Annotated in this window: 13 protein-coding genes; all 13 read right to left on the bottom strand. The window is 69.1% G+C overall.

The window, feature by feature from the left end:
- Positions 1 to 105: 105 nt before the first annotated feature.
- The 13 genes from AUL35_RS18030 to AUL35_RS17970 all read right to left on the bottom strand — a co-directional run bounded on the left by AUL35_RS18030 (position 106) and on the right by AUL35_RS17970 (position 17,332).
- On the bottom strand, positions 106 to 831 hold the full coding sequence (locus AUL35_RS18030; RefSeq protein WP_062017389.1) for a FadR/GntR family transcriptional regulator: 726 nt from the start codon (positions 829 to 831) through the stop codon (positions 106 to 108).
- A gap of 110 nt (positions 832 to 941) precedes the next feature.
- Positions 942 to 2,738 (bottom strand): ABC transporter ATP-binding protein, encoded by a 1,797-nt coding sequence (locus tag AUL35_RS18025; RefSeq protein ID WP_062017385.1) that lies wholly within the window; start codon positions 2,736 to 2,738, stop codon positions 942 to 944.
- Positions 2,735 to 3,679 (bottom strand): acetamidase/formamidase family protein, encoded by a 945-nt coding sequence (locus AUL35_RS18020; protein ID WP_062017382.1) that lies wholly within the window; start codon positions 3,677 to 3,679, stop codon positions 2,735 to 2,737. Before AUL35_RS18020 ends, AUL35_RS18025 begins: the two co-directional genes overlap by 4 nt.
- Positions 3,669 to 5,303, bottom strand: a complete 1,635-nt coding sequence (locus AUL35_RS18015; RefSeq protein WP_062017379.1) for an ABC transporter substrate-binding protein — start codon at positions 5,301 to 5,303, stop codon at positions 3,669 to 3,671. Before AUL35_RS18015 ends, AUL35_RS18020 begins: the two co-directional genes overlap by 11 nt.
- Before the next feature lie 29 nt (positions 5,304 to 5,332).
- Positions 5,333 to 6,253 carry an ABC transporter permease gene (locus AUL35_RS18010; RefSeq protein WP_062017376.1) on the bottom strand — a complete coding sequence of 307 codons (921 nt, stop codon included), beginning with the start codon at positions 6,251 to 6,253 and terminating at the stop codon, positions 5,333 to 5,335.
- The gene (locus tag AUL35_RS18005) at positions 6,253 to 7,158 is read right to left on the bottom strand and encodes an ABC transporter permease (RefSeq protein ID WP_062017373.1); all 906 of its coding nucleotides are present in this window, start codon (positions 7,156 to 7,158) and stop codon (positions 6,253 to 6,255) included. Before AUL35_RS18005 ends, AUL35_RS18010 begins: the two co-directional genes overlap by 1 nt.
- Positions 7,139 to 7,750 (bottom strand): ANTAR domain-containing response regulator, encoded by a 612-nt coding sequence (locus AUL35_RS18000; RefSeq protein ID WP_062017371.1) that lies wholly within the window; start codon positions 7,748 to 7,750, stop codon positions 7,139 to 7,141. Before AUL35_RS18000 ends, AUL35_RS18005 begins: the two co-directional genes overlap by 20 nt.
- Positions 7,747 to 8,853 carry a transporter substrate-binding protein gene (locus tag AUL35_RS17995; protein WP_062017368.1) on the bottom strand — a complete coding sequence of 369 codons (1,107 nt, stop codon included), beginning with the start codon at positions 8,851 to 8,853 and terminating at the stop codon, positions 7,747 to 7,749. The genes AUL35_RS18000 and AUL35_RS17995 overlap by 4 nt, the downstream gene beginning before the upstream one ends.
- 192 nt (positions 8,854 to 9,045) lie before the next feature.
- Positions 9,046 to 9,981 carry a ring-cleaving dioxygenase gene (locus AUL35_RS17990; RefSeq protein WP_062017366.1) on the bottom strand — a complete coding sequence of 312 codons (936 nt, stop codon included), beginning with the start codon at positions 9,979 to 9,981 and terminating at the stop codon, positions 9,046 to 9,048.
- A 58-nt stretch (positions 9,982 to 10,039) separates the two neighbouring features.
- On the bottom strand, positions 10,040 to 11,221 hold the full coding sequence (locus AUL35_RS17985) for a glycosyltransferase (protein ID WP_062017364.1): 1,182 nt from the start codon (positions 11,219 to 11,221) through the stop codon (positions 10,040 to 10,042).
- Positions 11,211 to 13,793, bottom strand: coding sequence for a hypothetical protein (locus tag AUL35_RS17980; RefSeq protein WP_156418063.1), 2,583 nt, complete (start codon positions 13,791 to 13,793; stop codon positions 11,211 to 11,213). The genes AUL35_RS17985 and AUL35_RS17980 overlap by 11 nt, the downstream gene beginning before the upstream one ends.
- Before the next feature lie 150 nt (positions 13,794 to 13,943).
- Positions 13,944 to 14,624 (bottom strand): class I SAM-dependent methyltransferase, encoded by a 681-nt coding sequence (locus AUL35_RS17975; RefSeq protein WP_062017358.1) that lies wholly within the window; start codon positions 14,622 to 14,624, stop codon positions 13,944 to 13,946.
- Positions 14,625 to 15,316: 692 nt separating this feature from the next.
- The gene (locus AUL35_RS17970; protein WP_062017355.1) at positions 15,317 to 17,332 is read right to left on the bottom strand and encodes a M10 family metallopeptidase C-terminal domain-containing protein; all 2,016 of its coding nucleotides are present in this window, start codon (positions 17,330 to 17,332) and stop codon (positions 15,317 to 15,319) included.
- Between the last annotated feature and the right edge of the window lie 32 nt (positions 17,333 to 17,364).

The following is a 17,364-nucleotide window of genomic DNA, read 5'->3' as shown; positions in this document are numbered from 1 at the left end:
TTCCTAGCCTCCGGGTTCTTAAGGTCTGGTTCTCGGCAACCGTGCGTTGGTGCGCCCGCATCAGCGGACGAGCACTTCAATCGCCGGCGTCGGACCGGACGGGCCTCATGCCAGCTCGATGCGAGGATCGATCGTCGTGATGTCCTGGAATGCGAGACCGACCAGGTTGGTCATCGCGGCGAAGGCCATGTCCGCATCGCGTGCCACAATCGCAGCGTGAACCGCACGGTGCTCGGGGATCGGATCGCGCGGCATCCGGCCCTCCCGCGCCTTCAGAAGGGTCGTCCAACGCACCGCAGCCGAGATGCCGCTCGCCAGTGTGCCCAAAGCACCGTTTCCCGTCGCTTCCAGGATGGTCTCGTGAAACAACCGGTCAGCGACACGTCCGGCTTCCACGGCGAGCCCATGGCTCTCCATGTCGTCGAGTGCCGATTCAAGAAGCGCGAGATGGGTATCCGTGCGGCGATGCGCGGCCAGGGCGGCGGCTGACGGCTCCACGATCTGGCGAAGTTCGAAGAGCTCGCGCACGAAGTTCGGGTCGACCGGATCGTTCTCGAAGATCCAGCGCAGGACGTCCGGGTCGAGGACGTTCCAGCTGGAGCGCGGGTTGACCCGCGTTCCCGCCTTCGGCCGGCTGCTGACGAAGCCCTTGGCCGACAGGATACGGACCGCTTCCCGGTAGGCCGTCCGCGACACCTGGAGATGCTCGCTGAACTGCACCTCGTTCGCCAGGAGATCGCCCGGCCGGTAGCGTCCGGCCAGAATGGCCGTGCCGATGTCCTGCGCGATGGAGCCATGCAGGCGCAGCGTGCGGTTTCGGACGGCTGGCATGGGCGTCACGGCGGCAAGGGGCAGCGTTCGGTCTCCCTGGGCGACGGGTTGAGTCGCGGATGCCCATCGTTCTAGCACGGACCGCGCGCGGCGCGAAAAAACGCGGGCGGTCAGCTCGCAGCGGACCAATGTCCGGGCGCGACCTCGCTGAGCGGTACCGCGGCCGGGCGCTCGCCGCGTCCATGCACGAGGTTGGGCGCGGTCTCCTCCATGCGCGGCAGTGCGCGTCCACGCCGCGTGGGATCGGGCACAGGCACCGCGGCGATCAGCCGCTTCGTATAGGGATGATGCGGCGCGCCGAAGATCTGGTCGCGCGAGCCCGTCTCGACGATCTGCCCGCCGTACATGACGGCGACGCGGTCCGAGATGTTCTCGACCACAGCCATGTCGTGGGAGATGAAGAGGTAGCTGACGCCCCGCTTCTCCTGCAGTTCCTGCAAGAGGTCGAGGATGCGGCGCTGCACCGAGACGTCGAGGGCGGAAACGCTTTCGTCGGCAATGATGAGCTTGGGTCCGAGCGAGAGCGCGCGGGCGATGGAGAGGCGCTGACGCTGGCCGCCCGAGAATTCGTGCGGATAGCGCGCCATCTGGTCGGGCGAGAGTCCGACGCGCTCGAACAAGGAGACGACCCGCTCGCGGCGCTCGGCGGCATCGCCGATCCGGTGGATCACCAGCGGCTCGCCGACGAGATCGCCGGCGGTCATGCGCGGATCGAGCGAGGCGTAGGGATCCTGAAAGACCATCTGCACATCGCGGCGCATCGCCTTCCGGCCCGCACGGTCGAGCGCGCCGGCATGGCGACCGGCCACGACGACCACCCCCTCGAAGGGAACGAGACCCGCGAGGGCCTTGGCCGTGGTCGACTTGCCGCAACCCGACTCGCCCACGAGCGACAGCGTCTCGCCCGGCTCGATCCGGAAGGAGACGCCGCCCACCGCATGCAGTTCCGCGACCGGCCGTCCCAACAGCCCGGCCTTGACCGGGAAGCGCACGCGCAGGTCCGACACCTCGACCACGGGAGACGCCGAATGCGCGGCCGTATCGCGTGTCGGCCTGCGCGCGGCGCCCTCCCCGATGCGCGGAACGGCTGCGAGGAGTTCACGGGCATAGGCGCTTGCCGGCGCCTGGAAGAGGCGCTGCGTCGGTGCGCTTTCGACGCTTTCGCCATGGCGCATCAGGACGACCCGATCGGCCATCTCGGCGACGACGCCCATGTCGTGGGTGATCAGGATCACCGCCGTACCGGTATCGCGCTGCAGATCGCGCAGGAGCGACAGGACCTGGGCCTGTACCGTCACGTCGAGCGCGGTGGTCGGCTCGTCGGCGATCAGGAGGTCCGGCCGGAGCGCAAGGGCCATGGCGATCATGACGCGCTGGCGCTGGCCGCCCGACATCTCGTGCGCATAGCGGTCGAGTCGCGCGGCGGCCTGCGGCATGCGGACCGCCTCCAGCGCCTCGACCGCGAGCCGGCGCGCCTCGCCGGCCGAAACGGGACGATGGGCGCGGATCGCTTCGGTCAGTTGCCGCCCGATCGTCAGGACCGGGTTCAGCGAGGTCATCGGCTCCTGGAAGATCATGGCGATGCGGTCGCCGCGCACGGCCCGCATCTCCGCCTCACCGAGCCGCGTGAGGTCGCGTCCGCCCAGGCGGATCGAGCCGCCCGCGACCCGCGCGGCCGGGCGCGGCAGGAGGCCCATGATCGCGAGCGAGGTCATGGACTTGCCCGACCCGGACTCGCCCGCGATGCACAGCGTCTCGCCGCGCGCGACCGTGAACGAGAGATCGCGCACCACGGCCCGGCGACCATGCGGCGTGCCGACGTCGACGGTCAGCTTCTCGACCTCGAGGACGGTGCCCGCGCCCGCGGGCACCGCCGCCTCAGCCTCGATCGCGGCCCGTGCCGTCATTCCAGGACGATCCGGGGGAAGTAGAACGAGACCACCCAGTTCGGCATGTCGACGATCTCGCTGATGCGCAGGTCGCCGCAGGTCGAGACCAGCATGTAGGCGTCGACCGGGTTCATGTTGTAGCGACCGGCCAGGAGTTCCACCATGTCGGCGACCGCCTGGCGCGCGCCGGTCATGAGGTCCGGCCCGACGCCGGTCGTCACCTCGTAGCCCTTGGCGTCGAGATGGCGCGTCACGGGACCGGCGGTGGTGAAGCGCGGCATCTTGAGGTTCGCGCCCTTCACGAGGTCGAGCTTGAGAGTCACGTTCATCGGACTCTCGATGGCCGTGCCGCAGACCTCGCCGTCGCCCTGCGCGGCGTGGGTGTCGCCGACCGAGAAGAGCGCGCCCGCGACCTCGACGGGCAGGTAGAGCACCGTGCCGGCCGAAAGGTCGCGGATGTCGAGATTGCCGCCGACGCGGCGCGGCGGCACCACCGAATGATGACCGGGCTCGGCCGGTGCGACGCCGATCGTGCCCGCGAAGGGCTTGAGCGGAACACGCCCGTGCGAGCCGAAGGCCGAGGGCTCCAACGTCTTCGGATCATAGGTCCAGAGCGTGAGCGCCGGATCGGTGAACTGGTCGGCGAGAAGGCCGAAGCCCGGAATGTTGGCAGTCCAGCCGAAACCGGAGGGGTCGAATCCCTCGATCGTCACCTTCAGCGCATCGCCCGGCTCGGCGCCGTCGACGAAGATCGGCCCGGTCACCGGGTTGATCTTACCGAAGTCGAGCGTCGACACGTCGGCGACGGTCGAGGCGGCCGTCAGCTGGCCGCCCGAGGAGTCGTGGCACTCGAAGAACACGGTGGAACCCGGCGCGACATGCTGCGCCGGTGGAAACAAGTTGTCCCAGCCGTAGTGGAACGAGCGGCCGTGGATCGTGTAATCGCACTTACCGCACATCGGAAACGCCCACGTTGTCGTAGTTCACGGGAATCGTGACGGGATCCACGAAGAGCTTGTCCTCACCCACCATGCGCGGCGACTTCATCGTGTAGCGCTGCTCGTTGAAGACGGGCACCCAAGGCGCGTCCTCCATGATCTTCGTGTAGATCTGGCCCCAGGCCTTGTAGCGATCGGCCGCCTTGGCCGGATCGACGATCGCATCGGCTTCCGCCGCCAGCTTGTCGAGGTCCGGGTTGCAGTACCAGCTCCAGTTCCAGCCACCCTGCACCGCCCCCGCGCAGCCGAGGATCGGGCCGTAGAAGTTGGAAGGGTCGGGGAAGTCCGCGATCCAGCCCATGCCGCCCGACCAGATCATGGCCGCGCCGGTCTCGGTGCCGCCCGCCTCGATCACGTTGGCCTGCGCGAGGCTCTGGATCGAGGCCTTGATGCCGATCGCCGCCAGATCCTGCTGGATCGCCTGCGCGATGCGGGGCTGGGGATCGGTGTTCATGACGAAGAGCTCGGTCTCGAACCCGTCGGTATGGCCGGCCTCGGCGAGCAGCGCCTTGGCGGCGGCCACATCGTACTTGTAGCCCTCGTATCCCTCGACATAGCCGGGCATGGAGGGCGGCAGCGGCTGGTTGGCGGGCTTGGCGCGGCCGTTGATGATCTGGACGATGCGGTCCTTGTTGATCGCCATGTTGACGGCGCGGCGCACCCGCACGTCGTCGAAGGGCGCCATCTTCACGTTCATGGTGATGTAGCCGGTATGGAGTTGGCCGCCCTCGACCACCTCCTTGGCTGTCTCCGGGTTCCCCATCACCTCCTGGAACTTCGCGGGCGGAATGCCGTCGCCGGGAATGTCGATCTCGCCCTGCTGCAGGCGCAGGAGCGCCACAATCGGCTCCTGCCCGATCTCGAACGTCACGCCGTCGAGATGCGGCAGGCCTTGCCGCCAGTAGTTCGGGTTGCGCTCGAAGACGACGCGCTGGCCGGGCGTCCACTCGGCGAGCTTGAAAGCGCCGGTGCCGACCGGCTGGCGTCCGAAGTCGCCGGCCGCGGCCTCGACCGCCTCCTTCGGCACGACCGAGGCGAAGTTCAGTGCCATCACATGAAGGAAGGTCGCGTCGGGTCGCGAAAGCTCGATGCGCACGGTGCGTGGGTCGGGGATGGTGACGCCCGACAGCTCCTTCGCCTGCCCCTTCGAAACGGCCTCATAGCCTGCGATCGATCCGAAGAAGCCCGCGCCCGGAGACTGCGTCTCGGGGTTGGTGACGCGGTCGAGCGAGTACTTCACGTCCTCGGCCGTCATGACGCGGCCGTTGTGGAACTTCACACCCTCGCGCAGGTGGAAGGTGAAGACCTTACCGTCGGGGGCGATGTCGTAGGACTCGGCCAGACCCGGCACGAGGTTGGTCGTGCCCGGCTCGTAGTCCATCAGCCCGTCAAAGAGCGACTTGATCATCGACCAGTTCTGCCAGTCGTAGCCGATGGCCGGGTCGAGCGTGGCGACGTCGTCCTTGTAGGTGATCGTGATCGTGCCGCCGTTGGCGGGCGCGGTGCCCTGCGCCAGGGCCGGCGCGGTGCCGAGTGCGGCGAGAAGGGCGACGGCGGCGGCCGTCTGCTTCCAGTAGCGCGTCATGGGTCACGGTCTCCTTGGGTTCGGGCGCGTCAGCGGAGCTTGATGCGCGGGTCGATGAAGGGGGCGATGAGGTCGGCGAGAAGGTTGCCGAGGACGATGGCGAGCGCGGACACGAGCGTGACGCCCATGATGATGGGGATGTCGACGCGCTGGATCGCCTGCCAGGCGAGCTGGCCGATGCCCGGCCAGCCGAACACGCTTTCCACCACCACGATGCCGCCCATGAAGACGCCGATGTCGATGCCGATCATCGCGACGATGGGCAGGATCGCGTTGGGCAGCGCGTGCCGGAACAGGATGGTCGCGCGCGGCAAACCCTTGGCTCGGGCGGTGCGGATGTAGTCCTGCCTCAGCACCTCGATCATCGAGGACCGCATCATGCGCGAGTACCAGCCCGCGCCGAGGATGCCGAGGGTGAGCGCGGGCAGGACGAGATGGGCCGCCGTGCCGTATCCCGAGATCGGCAGCCAGCGCAGCTGGACGCCGAAGACGTAGAGGAGCAGGAGCCCGACCACGAACTGGGGTGCCGACACGCCGACGAAGGAGCCGAGCATCAGCGCCCGGTCCGCCGCGCCGCCCCGGCGCACGGCCGCGAACATGCCCATCGTCAGGCCGATCAGAAGCTCGGCTGCGATGCCGGCCGCCATGAGGAGGAGGCTAGCCGGCAGGCGCGACAAAATCAGCGAGGCGACGTCGGTGCGCTGCAGATAAGAGCGTCCGAGATCACCCTGGAGGAGCCCGGCAAGATAACGTCCGTACTGGACGAGGAAGGGCTGGTCGAGCCCGAGCTGCGCCCGGATGTTGGCGACCGTCTGGGCCGTGGCCGAGCGCCCGGCAATCTGGCGAACGGGATCGGCCGGCAGGATGTAGAGAAGCGCGAAGGTGATCGCCGAGACGCCGAGAAGGATCAGCGCAGCCTGGACCAGGCGCCGCAGAACGTAGAGCAGCATCAGTCGCGCCCCCGCTCGGTCGGGTCGAGCACGTCGCGCAGCGCGTCCCCCACGAGGTTGAAGGCGAGCGCCATGACGAGGATCGCGGCTCCGGGGAAGAAGACCAGCCAGGGCGCGGCCTGGAAGTAGGTCTGGTTCTCGAAGATGATGTTGCCCCAGGAGGGCTCGGGCGGCTGAACGCCGACGCCGAGATAGGAGAGCGTCGCCTCGAGAAGCACCGTGGTCGAGATGCCCAGCGTGCCCCAGACGATCACGGTTGACAGGAGATGCGGCAGGATGTGGCGCACGAGGATGCGCGCCTCGCCGGCCCCAAGCGACCGCTCGGCTTGGATGAAGTCGCGCTCGGCGATCGCGGTGGTCTCGGTGTAGATCACGCGCGCCACCTGCACCCAGTTCACGAGCGCGATGACGAGCGCGACGATCCAGAGGCTTGGGCGCAGGATCGCGGCGAGGCAGATCGCCAGCAGCAGCGCCGGAAAGGCCATCATGAGGTCGGTGAAGCGCATGAGGATTGTGCCGACCCATCCGCGCCGGTAGCCGGCGACGACCCCGACCAGCGTTCCGATCATGAGGGCCGCGCCGTTGGCGACGACGCCGATCACGAGCGAGGTCCGCGCCCCGTAGAGGATGCGGCTGAGAAGATCGCGACCGAGAAGGTCGGTGCCTAGCCAGTAGGTGGCGTTGGGGGCGAGCGGCGCGCCCTCGACCGTCAGGCCATCGAAGAACTGCTCGCTCGGGTCGAACGGCGCGATCCAGGGCGCGAGCAGTGCCGCCCCGACGATGAGCCCGATCAGCGCGAGGCCGATCAGCGCGAGCGGGCGCCGCAGGAGGCGAGCCAGCGCATGGTCCGCCGGCGGCGCGCCGGGAGCCGGCACCGGACGGCCGTCAGCGGCGAGCGGCTCCATCGGCCTCCCCTTCGTCTTGCTCCGACACGCGCGCCGCGCAGACGCGCCGCGCGGCTTCTTCGACGCCGACCCGCCAAGACATGGCGAGGGCGCGCAGCCGACCGAAGGCCTCAGCCTCGCTCGCGCCCGCCCCGGCGAGGATGAGGGCGGCGGCGACGACGGTCCGGCGCTCGGCGATCTGCGCGCGCAAATCCTCGATCTCGCGGGCGAGGCACCGCCTCGCCTCGAAGGCCTGACGCGCGATCAGGAGCGCCGCGTAGACGCCCGACTGGCCAAGAGGCTTCGCGATATGGGCATCCGCCCGCTGCGACAGGGCCCACTCGATCCGCCCCGGCGCCTCCGAGCCGATCAGCGCGACCGTCGGCATCGGCGCCTCGCCGGGCTTCCAGGGAAACTGCGCGTCGAAGCCGAGGTCGACGTCGAAGAACAGGAAGTCGGCGCCCAGGACGTCGGCGGTCGGCTCCGGCCAGCACTCCGTCACCTCCAGCCCGATCGCGGCGAGCTGGCGCGTCAGCACCGCGAGGCTCGGATGGGGCTTGTGCAGGACGAAGGCTCGCGCGCCGCCCAGATGCGGGATCCGCTCGCGTCTCATGGCACGATCCTCAAGGCCGGACGCCGAAAGGCGTCCCGCGGGTCGTAGCGCGACAGATACGGATCGGGCGCCACGGGCGCCGGACTGCGCCAGACCGGTTCGAAGCGTGAACCCGAGGCGCGGCCGATCAGAACCGGCAAGTCGAGGTGATGGGTCTGCGGATCGACGGCGACCTCGCCGAGGGGCGTCGCGAACCGTCGGCCCGCGAAGGACGCCGAGATCGCCTCGGGCTCACCCGTTCCGGCGACCCGTGCCATCGCGGCCAACACCAGAACGGCGCTCGCGGCGCTCGCCATGAAGGCCGATCGGGGGGACGCCGGCGCCGGATCGTCGCCGCGAAAATAGGGCCCCACGGTCAGCACCCCGTCGCCCGCGCCTTGCAGCGCCGCGAGCTCGTCCTCCACGAGGTTGCACGAGAGAACCGGTCGCCGCGCCGGCGCGAAGTCGGGATCGGCGCGGCCGAGGCGATGGTAGGAATCGAGAAAGGCGTAGCTCGACGGACCTATCAGGTTGTTGACGACGAAGGCCGGACGCAGCACGCGGATTTCCTCGACGATCCGCGCGACGTCCGTGTCTCCCAAGGGCAGATAGCGCTCGCCGAGAGTGCGGCCGCCGGCATCCCCCACGATCTCGCGGGCGATGCGGTTGACCTCCCAGCCCCAGATGTAGTTCGAGCCGACAAGGTAGGCGTCGTTTCCGAAGCGCGGGATCGCATAGGCGAGAAGCGGCACGACATGCTGGTTCGGACAGGCGCCGAGGTAGACGATCCGCTCGTGAGCCTCGAAGCCCTCGTAAGGCGGCGCGTACCAGAGCATGGCATCGTGCCGCTCGAGGACCGGAATGATCTCCTTGCGGCTCCAGGAGGTGATGCAACCCACGACATGCCGGACCGAGCCACGCAGGAGCTCGCCGCAGAGCGGCGCGTAACGATCCGTGCGGCCCTCCGGATCGGCCTCGAAGACCTCGAACCCGACGCCGGACTGCGGATCGCCGTTCACCTGCGCGACCGCCGCAAGCGCACCGTCGCGCGCTTCGCGCGAGAGCCGCGCATAATCGCCGCTCTGCGAGAACAGGAGACCCAGAGGGATGCGAAGGCGCGTCATGCCGCTCCCACAAAAAACCCCGCGCCCCGATGGCGAATGCCTTGGGGTCACGGGGCGCTGATGCCGTCCGGCGAGGCCGGTATGTGGTCGAAGGCTAGGACCGCAGGATCGTTGATGCAAGCCCTTTATGCGAGAAATGCGCATGCCTCAGAATTGGGCACAATCTTGCGCGCCAGACGCGCAGTCGACCGCTCAAAGCGGCTTGAGTCCTCGCTCAATCTCCGCACGCCTGCTCTCGAGAAAGGGTGGCAGGGAAAGCGACTCGCCGAGTGTTTCCAACGGCTCGTCCGTCGCGAAACCGGGACCATCCGTTGCGATCTCGAACAGGATGCCGCCGGGCTCGCGGAAGTAGAGAGATCGGAAGTAGAACCGGTCGACCGGGCCGCTCTTGGGCAGGCGGACGCCGTTCAGGCGGTCAGCCCAGGCCTCGTACTCGGCGTCCGGGATGCGGAACGCGACGTGGTGGACGCCGCCTGCCCCCTGGCGGGCGACTGGCGCGTGCGGCTCCAGCCGAACGTGGAGCTCCGCGGCCGGACCGCCCTCGCCCATCTCGTAGACCTGCGTCTCGCGCCCCTCGTCCGCGTAGCTTCGCACGGGCTCCATGCCGAGTACCTCGCGCAGCACGCGGTCGGTCGGCCCGAGCTGCGGCACGCTGATCGTGATCGGCCCGAGGCCCCGTATCTGCTGCGACGCCGGCACGGGGCTGCGCTCCCACGGATGCGCGCTCCCCAGCCCACCGTCGTCGACCAGCGAGAGGCGCTGACCTTCGGGATCCTCGAAGCGGAGCGTCGCCCGTCCGTCGAGTTCGCGGATCGGCTCGGCGCGACAACCAGCGGCCGCCAGTCGCCCCTGCCAGGCTTCCAGCACGCCTTCGCCCGAAACGCGAAGCGCGGTTTGGACGATGGAATGCGTGCCGCGCTCCTCACGCGGCACCGGCCAGTCGAAGAAGGTCAGGTCGCTCCCCGGGCTCGCCAACCCGTCGGCGTAGAAGAGATGGTAGGCCGAGACGTCGTCCTGGTTCACCGTCTTCTTCACGAGGCGCATGCCGAGCACCTGCGTGTAGAAGCGGTGGTTGCCGGGCGCGTCGGCCGTGACGGCGGTCAGATGGTGGATGCCGGTCAGTTTCATTCGGTTTCCTCGGTCGACGTTGAGACTTCCCGGACACGCACCGGATGCAGACCGGCGTTCAGGCGCCCTCGCCCCGCATGAGGGCACGGCGGATTGCGGCGATCTGTCCGGGTCCCGAGTAATGGGCGGTCGCCTCCTCGAAGGTCCGCTCGGCAACCTCGCGGTAGCGCCGCCCCCCGTCGAGCAGGTCGTCGACGATCTCTCCCAGTACCTCGCTCCAGCGGTGCGCCGCCGCAAGATAACCGTTCTCGCCCGGCTGCACCGCCTTTTCGAACGTATAGGTCGGCGACGCGCAGGTCACGGTTCCCACCGCGCTCGCCTCGAAGAACTTCAGCTCCGACTTGCAGTTCGTGAACCGGTTGTCCTGCAGCGGCGCGATGTTGATCTCGGTCGCGCCCACCAGTCCCTGCAGGTTGACGTAGTCCGTGAAGGCATGGCGGTCGAGGCGCTCGGCAAACGGCTCCAGCACGGGCGGAACCTCGAGGTAGCCGACCATGCGCAGCCGCACCTCGGGGTAGCGCCGCAGAATGTCCGCGAGGCTGGCCGTCGCCACGGCGAAGTCGTGGACATGGGTCGGCGAGCCGCTGAAGTAGCCGATATGGAGAGCGTGGTCGCGCCGGAAGCCCGAGCGGCGCTTGGCATCCATGATCTCGCGCGAATGGGCGATCTGAGCCGGATTCATGAAGTTTGGAACCACCCGCACGTCGACCGGCGCGACGTCCCGGATGCGGTCCGCCAGATATTCGTTGGTCGTGATGGCCCCGTCACAGAGTGCCAGCGTGCGTCCGATCCGAGACGTATAGGCGAACCACCAGTCCCAGGCGCCCTCGTTGACGGGCTGCGCCAGCGTATGGAGCATGAGTTCGACATAGCGCGTGTCGAACACGAGATCGTCGACGTCGAACAGGACGCGTGCCCCACGCCGCCGGATGCGTGCCACGAGATCGCCGATCAGCGCGCTGTAGCGCGCGCGGCAGATCACGAGGATATCGGCGGTCTCGGCGACGCGCGCGAGCCCAGCGCCGTCGGCCAGCGAGAAATACGCTGCCGAGGCGTCCGGCCACTCGCGCCCGATCGCCTCGATCATGTTGAAGACGCGGTAGCGGAAGGTGCTGTTGTCCGGGCTCTCGTAGAAATAGGCGATGCGTGGCCGCCCGCCCCTCAGCGCGGCAAGCCGGCGCTCGAAAGGCTCGCCCCACGGCTCGACGTGGTGAACCGGCGGCGGCAGCTCAACGAACAAGGGCGCCGTCCCGGAACAGCGTCGCCATCGGTCCCGCAAAGCTCTCCGCCCAGGAGCGCGCCAGACCCGCTTGCGCGTGCGCCTTGGCTCTTGCGTCCCGGTCCTCTGCGAGGGAGACGCCGCGTCGCAGCGTCTCGACCAGCGCATCCACCGAAACGTCGGCGCACAGGATCGCCTCGGAATAGCGCGAGAGATCCGTCTTGAGGCCGCAGCGGTTCGTCACGACGACGCCGCCCGAGGCCGCGATGTCGAGCGGCGGGTAGCTCGGATGGGGCGTGTCCATCAGCGACAGCCCGAGATCGACGCCGCGCACGAAGGCGGCATAGTCGCCCCAGGCAAGGTCCTGGACCAGGATCGGCTCGACGGAGCGCGCCAGCTGCATCGGGCGCAGGCCGCGACCGACGAAGTGGATGTCCCAGCGGTCGGGATCGAGAACGTTCTCCTCGATCGCCCGGTCGATCACCGCGACGCCGCGCTCGAAGAGGTTCCGCGCGTGGCCGGGCCGCGCATAGAAGAAGAATCGGCGGCGCGGCGCATCCTCCGCGGGCTCGGGATGGTAGATCCGCGCCGGGAAGGCCGGCTCGAAGAAGACGTCGCGCTCGCCCACGATGCCCGTCGTCTCGAGGTGGCGGAACAGGAGCTCGGTGTTGACGATCTTGCGCACGGCCGGGTCGCCCATCGTCTCGCCGGCGAGCAGGTGCTCGTCGCCGAGCGGATAGAACATGCGCTCGTCCTCCTGCAGGAGGTAGAGGATGCGCTCGGCCGGGATCGCCTTGCGCGTCGCGTGCGTCGTCCACCACGAGGTCGTGACGAAGATCTCGTCGGCGCCCGCGTCGATCGCCGCATCCGGATCGTTCTGATCGCAGAAGGCGAACTGCACGTCACCGTCGAAGCGGATGTCGTGCTCGGCAAGGATCGTGCCGACATTGGCGGCATGGGGCGCCTGCATGCGGGTGACGATGCGCAGCGTGCGGCCGGTCTCGCGAGCGGCGAGCGCGCAGAAGATGAGCGCCGTCGCCACGCCGCCGAAGAGGCTGCCGCTGTTGATGCTGTCGGTGACCATCGACAGGCGCGGCCGGTCGAGCGGTGCCTCGAAGACGCGCAGCGGCGGGCGCTCGGGAAGAAGCGAGGGCTCACGGACGACCCGGGGCGGCTGCGGCGGCGCGGGCGGCGCGAGCGCGGGCTGCGGCGGCGCGACGAGCGCCTCCTGCCGCTGCTGCTCCAGCGCCTCGATCACGCGGCGGCGCGCGGGCATGCGCCAGGGCGTCACCAGCCACCAGGCGGCCTTGGCCGAGCGGCGCAGCGCGGTGCGCGCGCCGGGAGGAACATAGGCGCCGAAGGCGCGCAGCGGCTGGAGCGCACGCCAGGAGGTCGAGGCACGAAGCGCGGCCATGGCGACGTCGCGGCGGTGTACCTCGCGATGGAGGGACTCGATCTCGTGGCGCAACATCTCGGCCATGTGAACCGAGGGACGCAGGCGATCGGCCTCCGCCATGGCGCCGTGAAGCTCGCCCTCGACGCGCTCCAGCCGTCGCTCGGCGAGCGCGAGGGCGCGCCGGTCGTCGTTGTGGGCCGAGCGCATCTGGCGCTCGCGCTCCAGCTGGATGCGGTCGCCGTCCTCGCGGCTGCGCTTCTCGGCGTCGAGCTGGAAGGCGAGCTTCTCGGCGTCCCAGCTCTTGGCCGCCAGTTCGCGGAACTCCCAAGCGACATAGGGCGAGAGGACCGCCGTCGTCGCGCCGAGCTCGCCGCGCACGGCATCGAGCTCGCTCAGCGCCCCAGCGTCCTGCGGGTCGGCGACGAGGCGCAGGATGGCGCGCCAGCTGATCGCGGTCAGCTGGTCGAGGCGCGTCGCCTCGCCGATCGCGGGCGGGGCGGCATGATGGCGAAGCTCGCCCGTGAGAAACGCGTCGAGGCGCGCCTCGGCCCGCGCGCGCTCCACGGGGTAGCGGATGTCGAGGTCGCCCGCTATCCGGTCCACCGTGCCGCGCCAGTCGGCCAGCAACCCGTCATAGGTCACGAGGCTGCGGCGCATCTCGCGCGTTTCGCGCTCGGCGCCCAGCGTATGGTCGAGCCAGAGCAGGAGCGACTTGGCGCGCGCAAACCCGTCGCGCCGCGCGAGCGAGCCGACCACCTCCAGCGGGTGGCGGAACGGCAGGACGGCGAGCGGCCGCGCGCCGGCGCGGTTCAGCGCCGCGCGCCACAGCGGCACGAAGCGCGACATGCGCGGGTCCTTGACCGTGAAGATCGCGCTCTGCGCCAGAAGCTCGGTGCGGATGATCCCCGCCAGCTCCTCCACGAAGCGCTCGCCCGCCTGCGTCTCCAGGAAGCCGTTCGACACCGGCATCGGGTCGTCCCAGCGTGAGCCGAGCGCCTCCAGAAGACGGTTGTGGAAGAGGTTGACGGCGCGATTCTCGAAGATGCCCTTCTCGTTGTAGCTTTCGGCCGGCAGGAGATCGCCTGCGGCGGGAATGCCGAGAAGGTCGAGCGCGCCGGTCAGCGCCGAGGTGCCGCTGCGGTGCATGCCGAGCACGAGAACGCCGGAGGCTTGCGGGGAAGCGGTCTGATCGGTCAAAGCGTCGGTGGCCTTATGCGCGAGATCAACGTCCGTCGCGGCCGGCAGCGACGGCGACGGACACTCGGCGGGGCACGAGCGCACCCCGCCGCCCCGCGTCCTTTCCGCCAAAGCCCCGACGTGTCAATCCTGCGAAGGCCGCGCGCTATGCTACACGGCGCGAAAGCGGGCCATCTCCTGCCCGCGTGGATGGCCCCACGCCTCGATGTCCTCCAGTTCCCAACCCAGCCCCTCCATCGCGAAGAGAATGTCGCGCCGCCAGACGTGGAACGGGTCGCGCCAGCAGAAGGTCTCGACCTCGCTGCGCGGCGGGTGGCGCATCGTCTCACCCGTTTGAAGGAGATCGGGCGCCATGAAGAAGGTGCAGAAGAACCGCCCCCCTTCCCTCATGCGCGGACGAAGCCGCGCGAGGCAGAGCCGAAGGTGGTTGATCGGCAGGTGCGTGAACACGCTTTGTGCCAACGCGACATCGAAAGTGACCCCCTCGAAGGGCACCGCGAAGGCCCGCTCCTCGGCGAGGTTTTCGCGGGGCAGACGGCTGTCGAGGCCGAGCCGACGGATCTCACGCTCGTACCCCTCTTCGATCAGCGCGCTGAGATAGTCGATGCCGTAATAGTGCGCAGGAGCGAGATAGGGCACGAGCATGACGCCCGCGCGAAGCGATCCGCAGCCGATGTCGAGCAGCCGGTCGCCCGGTCTCAGGCCGTGATCCACAAGATAGTCGCGCTGCAGTGCGCCCATCTCGTCCCACAACCCGCCGATGATGTTGCGGTGCCCATCGGGCGCCGAGAGGCGCTGGGTGAAGTCGTCGTCGTAGGGATTGAGCGACAAGGTGTGTCTCCCGGGCCTTGACCAAAGCTGACGCTGCATCCGGGACGCCAAGCCCCGGCACCCAGCGCTGCTGCCACGCTGCATCACCCTTTTGCAACTGCGGCAAGCGGCCTGATGCGACCACAACTTCCGGCGTCCCGCCGTAATTCGCTACCACGCAGTTTCGATACCAATTGCATCGCCGTTTCGATTTTGCGCGATGGATGCGCATTTGCACGAATTGCATGCTGTCTGATGACGAAACCCCATGAGAGATGCTGGCTAGTCTTTCGGTTTGACGGTCAGCGGTCGCAGACAATTAGGGTCCAGGCGAGCGCGGACTTCACCCTCTCCGACAGAACCGCGTCCGGCGACGGCATATTCAGCTACCGTAGTATTGACACAATCGACCTCGACGGCATCGACAATCCCATCTTCGTCGGTCGCTTCAAAAACCGTGGTCGGATGGTGGCGGTACGACCGCCGCGGGCAAAGGCGACGGCGACGTTATCTCGTCGACCGGTCGTCACGATCTTTTCGAATATGCGGGCTCGGCCGGCGTTGCGATATCGGGTCCGCCGAGCCTCCTCCCCTATCAGTACGTGTTCAGGGCCAAGCCCGCCGGGGCTTGGCTCGAGACGCATGACAAACTCGCGCGCGTCACGAGCGGTGCAGAACTCCAATTCAGCTTCGAGAAGCTTGCCTGAACGGCGTCACACGATCATCGACACCATGACCGCGCCTGAGAAGCCCAGGAGCGTGACGGCGGTCTCGCGCAGGCCGTCGCCGTCGAGATCGGCATAGACGACCGTGTTCGTGCCGTCCTGCACCGCGAGATAGGTCGGGCCGGGACCCGCCCCTTGCGCCGCAGCCGTGCCGGTCGCCACCGTGACGGAAGCGAAGTTCGCCGCCGAGCCCACCGCCGCACCGAAGTCGAGCCGGTCGCCCGCGCCAAAATCGGTGATCGTGTCGCCGGAGGTCTGTGGGGTCTCGCCGCGCATGAACACGAAGACGTCCGCGCCCGCCCCGCCGGTCAGCGTGTCGGCGCCCTCGCCGCCCGAGAGCGTGTCGTCGCCCGAGCCGCCGATCAGCCGGTCGGCCCCGCCGTCACCGTAGAGCATGAGCCGGCCGGTGGAGCCGCTGGCGTCTACCGTGTCGGCGCCGTCGGTCGGGTTGCCGGCGCCCCCGCCTCCGATCACGGTCGCCGAGCCCGCCGCGGCGATGTCTACCCGGTCGCCACCCGTGCCGGCGACGACCAGCACCTGCGAGCCCGGATTTGTCGCCTGGACGAGAATCGCGTTGTCGCCGACGCCGCCATAGACCTCGACGCGGCCCGCGCCCGAGACGCGGATGTCGAGCGAGTCGTTGCCGCCGTTGCCGTAGACGCGGATCTGCCCGCCCGTGACGTCGCCCAGCACCTCCACGCGGTCGGCGAGGTCGGCCGGATCGGCAAAGGCGCCGCCCGCATAAATGTCGGTGCGCGCGCCCGCCACCATCTGCGCCCGGATCAGGTCCTGCCCGTAGCCGCCGTAGACGAGGTCGTTGCCGGTCCAGGCCGAGATCGTGTCGTTGCCGCCGTTGCCGTAGATCGTGTCGTTGCCCGCGCCCCCGTCGAGGATGTCGGCGGCATCGCCCGGGTCGTTCACGGCCAAGCCGCCGAACAAGAGGTCGTTGCCCTCGCCGCCGATCACGACGTCGGAGCCGCCCGCACCAAAGAGCGTGTCGGCGCCCAAGCCCCCGTCGAGCCGGTTGGCCGCGATGTTGCCGCGGATCTCGTCGGCGCCCGCGCCGCCAAGCGCGTTCTCGATCAGCGAGCGCGTATCGCCGTTGAACAGGAAGGCGTTGGCGATGTTGCCGGGAGGCGTGTTGCCGGCGCCCAGATCCGCCAGCTGCTGGCCGAGATAGGTCCAGCCGCCGGGGCCTAGGTCGACGCGCAGCGCCGTGGCATAGGCGGTGAAGTCGTAGGTGTCGTTGCCGCCGCCGTCCCAGACCGTCTCGAAGACGCGCGCGTCCGCCCGCCCCGTCGCCTCCGTGACGCCCACCAGCGTGTCGGCGACGCGCGCGTCGGCTGCGCCCGGCGTCCAGCGGTAGGTCGTGTCGCCGGCGTTCGACGCGAAGTTCGCGCCGTAGAGCGTCTGGATCGCCTGGATGTCGTAGAGCATCGGCGAGGACGCGTAGGACGAGGCGCCGTTGCGGTAGCCGTCCGCGATCGAGGCGCCGGGAAAGGAGCGGTAGCTCATAACGCTCGACGCCATTTGATCGGCGACGCCCGGGTTGGGCGATTCGTGCGGGTGCTCGAGGCCGAGTGAATGGCCGAGCTCGTGGATCGCGGCGTAGTAGCCGTAGCTGCCCTGCGCCCAGCCCTTGCCCGCCACGTAGGCGCCGACCCACACGTCGCCGCCCTCACCCGCTCCGGACGGCAGATAGGCATAGGCCGTCGCCACCGGATCGCTGTAGGCGATGCGGATGTCGGCGACCGAGGCCGCCGTCTCGGTAAAGGCGAGGTTCGCGACCTTGCCCCACTCGCGCAGCGCCCCCCGGAAGGCCGCCTGCCCGTCGGCCGACAGGAGGCTGGCGCCAGGCGCCTCGCCCCGGCCGTAGGTCGCGGGATAATCGGCCGCCGAGTTCGAGAAGCCGAACGACAGGCTGCGCACGGCCCAGGCCTGCGGGCCGATCAGGCTGTCGAGTTCGGGCCGGCCGGTAGCAGCGGTCGAGGTGGTGGCGGGCATCGGTCGCTCCGTTTCGCGTTCTCGCTGTGGGT

Origin of the sequence: Aureimonas sp. AU4, assembly GCF_001463765.1 — a bacterium.
Classification (GTDB): Bacteria; Pseudomonadota; Alphaproteobacteria; order Rhizobiales; family Rhizobiaceae; genus Aureimonas.
The sequence above is the reverse complement of the archived record's forward strand: the minus strand, read 5'-3'. Positions and strand labels throughout refer to the sequence as shown.